The 3,984-nt window shown below is 52.1% G+C and carries 4 protein-coding genes and 1 other RNA gene; all 5 read right to left on the bottom strand.

Features of this window, described 5'->3' with window-relative positions:
- Positions 1-257: 257 nt before the first annotated feature.
- The 5 genes from ssrA to dnaX all read right to left on the bottom strand — a co-directional run bounded on the left by ssrA (position 258) and on the right by dnaX (position 3,894).
- Positions 258-610, bottom strand: a transfer-messenger RNA (tmRNA) gene (ssrA, locus tag Q0526_RS14650).
- A gap of 48 nt (positions 611-658) precedes the next feature.
- Positions 659-1,126 carry an SsrA-binding protein SmpB gene (smpB, locus tag Q0526_RS14645; protein ID WP_298735105.1) on the bottom strand — a complete coding sequence of 156 codons (468 nt, stop codon included), beginning with the start codon at positions 1,124-1,126 and terminating at the stop codon, positions 659-661.
- Between the two features lie 72 nt (positions 1,127-1,198).
- Positions 1,199-1,795 (bottom strand): recombination mediator RecR, encoded by a 597-nt coding sequence (gene recR / locus Q0526_RS14640; protein WP_298735102.1) that lies wholly within the window; start codon positions 1,793-1,795, stop codon positions 1,199-1,201.
- Positions 1,796-1,806: 11 nt separating this feature from the next.
- On the bottom strand, positions 1,807-2,148 hold the full coding sequence (locus Q0526_RS14635; RefSeq protein WP_298735100.1) for a YbaB/EbfC family nucleoid-associated protein: 342 nt from the start codon (positions 2,146-2,148) through the stop codon (positions 1,807-1,809).
- An 18-nt stretch (positions 2,149-2,166) separates the two neighbouring features.
- Positions 2,167-3,894, bottom strand: coding sequence for a DNA polymerase III subunit gamma/tau (dnaX, locus tag Q0526_RS14630; RefSeq protein ID WP_298735097.1), 1,728 nt, complete (start codon positions 3,892-3,894; stop codon positions 2,167-2,169).
- Positions 3,895-3,984: the final 90 nt, after the last annotated feature.

Below are 3,984 nucleotides of genomic sequence, written 5' to 3'. Positions count from 1 at the left end.
ATAACCCCCGACCGCATCGAGCGATAGCGAGATGCACACTTGCCCATCCCAAATCGCCTCACAACCCCACAGAACGCGTTTTAAGGCGCGAAAAAGCCCGAATGGTACACAAGTACCTCTTCGGGCTTAAAACCGCTTAAAACGCAAAATAAAGCGTTCTGACGCATATAGCGAAAAGGGGAGCGCCTAGGCGTTCCCCAATCTATAGATAAGCGCGAACTCATTCTTGAAGAATAAGAGTTCGACGCTTCCGTTTTTGGTGGAGCTGACGGGAGTCGAACCCGTGTCCGAAAAGAAATCGGTTAGAGTATCTCCGGGCGCAGTGTATTTATTAGGGTTCCCTTGGCGCGGGCGAATACACACGCGCTACGCCTTGGTAGCTTCATAAATGCATGACGGGCCGCAAAGCTTAAGCCCGTGCACGTTCAGTACCTAATCGACGCCCTGACCCCGCGCGGTACTAACGCGGGCAGGACGGTCGCGCCTAATTAGGCAGCGACGGCAACAGGATAATTGTTGTCAGTTAATTTGTTTTGGCGCTTTTATCGTGGTGCACCGCCACGGCCCGCTGCTCACGCCTTTCTCTCCCCGTCGAAACCATTACAGCCCCAAATATCGGTGGGTAGTAAGCCCACCGGGAAAGCAAAAGCAGACAGCTTTATCGCTGCGTTTTTAATGCGCGGTCAATATCTCGCTTTGCATCGCGCGCCGCAGCAGTTGCGCGCTTGTCATATAGCTTTTTGCCCTTGCACAGGCCCAGCTCTAGTTTTACTCGGCCGTGCTTAAAATAGAGCGACAGCGGAACCAACGTATATCCCTGCAATTTGATCTGCTGTCCCAAACGACGAATTTCCGCCTTATGTGCCAACAATCGACGCGGTCTACGTGGATCCTTATTGAAAATGTTTCCCTGCTCATAAGGGCTGATATGCATTCCCTTAACGATTAGCTCACCATCATCAATATCCGCCCAAGAATCTTTGAGATTGACGCCCCCTGCACGCAAGCTTTTGACTTCGGTACCCACCAGTTCAATACCGGTTTCCAGTGCCTCAATCACAAAGTATTCATGGCGTGCTTCACGGTTTTGAGCAATCACTTTCTTACCAGAGTTCTCTTGCGCCATAAAGCACACCTCCCTTACGTGTAGTGGGTTTAGATTATAGCGCAGTTATGTGAAAAAGTCAAGAAAAAGCCTTTAAAGTTCTCCGCGTCCCTGCATAGCACGGTACAACGTCGTCTCGTCGGCGTATTCCAGACTGGATCCCACCGGCAATCCATAAGCCAAACGCGTAGTGCGCACCCCCATGGGTTTGATCAGTTTGGCCAAATACATGGCAGTCGCCTCACCTTCAACGGTAGGGCTTGTGGCCATGATGACTTCCTTAACGGTATCATTTAGACGTGCCAACAGTTCTTTGACACAGAGCTGCTCTGCCCCAATACCATCCATAGGTGAGATCAATCCATGCAGTACATGATACAAACCATTGTATTCATGGGTGCGCTCAATGGATTTGATATCCCGCGGACTCTCGACCACGCAAATAACGCTGCGATCACGTTTAGGTGATGCACAGATTTTGCAGATTTCTCCCGCGGTATAATCTTGGCAGATCCGGCAACGGTGTAGATCCTTCTTGGCATGCTCAATGGCTTTAGCCAACTCCATTGCCTGTTCGTTTGGCATGGACATCACTTCATACGCCATTCGCGTTGCGCCTTTACGGCCGATGCCGGGAAAACGAGCAAACTGATCCACCAAATTTTCCAGCGGTTCCACATTTTGCGGCATAATTACGCCTCTTAGCCCAGACCGGGAATGTTCATCCCACCGGTCAGCTTGCCCATTTCTTCTTCAGAATCCTTGTCTACCGCAGCCACTGCGCTATTCACAGCGGCAGCAATCAAATCTTCCAACATCTCGATATCGTCCGGATCCACAGCCTCCGGTTTAATCTTGACAGCGGTAATCTCATGCTTACCAGTCATGGTAACGGTAACCATCTCGCCACTCGCCGTTCCGGTATACTCTTTAGCTTCCAGTTCTTCCTGCTTAGCCCGGATCTCTTCCTGCATTTTCTGTACCTGACGCATCATTGCATTGGGATCGGGACGGCCGTAGCCTTTAGGCAATCTTGCTTTCATAAAAAGTTCCTCCAACTCTTATTTTTCTTCAATCTGAACGTCCACGCCCAGAGCCTGCATATTCTGCAAAGTCTGGTCAATAGACACTTGCGGGGTTCCGTTTACTTCTTCTTTTGGCGCCTCATACGGGCCAATGCTGCACCGCAATTTGGTGACACGATAAATGGTTTCCTTCAGCTTTTTGCTGACCTCGCGGTTGTTCCGAATGTAATCTCGGAAAGCATCGTTACATTCAAACAATACATGTTTCCCGTCATAATATGCACGGGTTCCCCGCAGAAAGGAGATCATCATCGGATCGCTTTCTTCCAAATCTGCCAAAACCAAAGCCCATTGCGGGAAGGGTTCCAATGGCCCCACTTCTTGTTGTTTGGCAGCCGCATGGCGCGGTGCCGGTTTAGGCGCCGGTTTTGCTTCCGGCTCTGGCACCGGCGTCGGGTCGGCTACCACCGGAGGCAGTTCCGGCTGCAAAAATTCAGGTTCTTCTTCCGGAGGCGGCACATCGTCCGATGGCTGCACAACCTTTTGATCCACGGTAGGCGGCGGAGCAACCGATTTCGTGCTCTGCACCGGAGGTGCCGACGCGAAGGCCACAGGCGCTGCCGCAAAAGGCTGCGGAGCCGACGGCTGCGGCGTTGCCTGCACGGGTGTCGGTTGCGCCATGATGGTTTGCGGCTGTGTCAGTGAAAACACCGCTAGCTCCAATTCGATTCGCTGGTCTGTGCCACGGCTCATTTTTTCCAGTGCCTGTCCGAAAGCATTGATGGCTCGAATCGCTTCCCCCTGCGGGAAGTCCTTCCGCTGCGCATAGGCCGCTTCTTCTTCGGGTGAAGTACCGGTCAAAAGTTCCGTACCACCCGGCAAAGCACAAAGCATCAAGTTCCGATAATGGCCAGCCAATTCCATGCACAGCCGACGCATGTCTACACTCTGCTGCCGCAGCTCTGCAATTTTTCCCAATGCCATTACAGAATCCTTAGCTGCGATGGCATCGCTGATTTCAAAAAGATACCCACGGTCTGTTACGCCGGCCATTCGGCGCACCAGCGCCTCATCCACATGATTATCCACACCGGCACAGGTATCCAGAATTGAAAGGGCATCGCGCATTGCGCCGTCTGCCAGCCGTCCGATGAGCTGTGCCGCACCGTCTTCCAATTCAATCTTTTCCTGCCCTGCCACATAGGTCAGTCTACCCGCAATGTCCTGCGCTGTGATGCGCGCAAAATCATACCGCTGGCATCGACTCAGAATGGTAATTGGTACCTTCTGTACTTCCGTAGTCGCCAGAATAAAAATCACATGCTCCGGCGGTTCTTCCATCGTTTTAAGCAAGGCGTTAAACGCCTGTGTGGAGAGCATGTGCACCTCGTCAATGATGTATACCTTGTATTGGCATACGGACGGAAGGTACGCAACCTCATCCCGCAAATCTCGGATATCATCCACACCGTTATTGGAAGCGGCATCCATCTCGATGATGTCCATAATGGAACCACTGTCAATGCCTTTACAGATTTCGCATTCACAGCAGGGATCCGGGCTGGTGTGGTCCAAACAGTTGACAGCTTTGGCAAAAATTTTGGCACAGGTCGTCTTGCCAGTTCCTCGAGTGCCTGTAAACAGGTAAGCATGGCCGATGCGTCCCGCTGCAATTTGATTTTGCAGCGCCGTAACAATAGGCTGCTGCCCTACCACATCGGCAAACCGCTGAGGACGCCATTTTCGATACAATGCGCGGTACATTCGGCACACCTCCCTGCAAAGTTAGAAAAAGCGGGCAGAGCACGCGGCTGCGCTGCTTTGCGTACAGATGCAGGCTTGCCGCAGCACTGG

Source organism: uncultured Subdoligranulum sp. (assembly GCF_937890665.1).
Note: the sequence above shows the minus strand (reverse complement) of the source record. Positions and strands in the feature narration are given on the sequence as shown.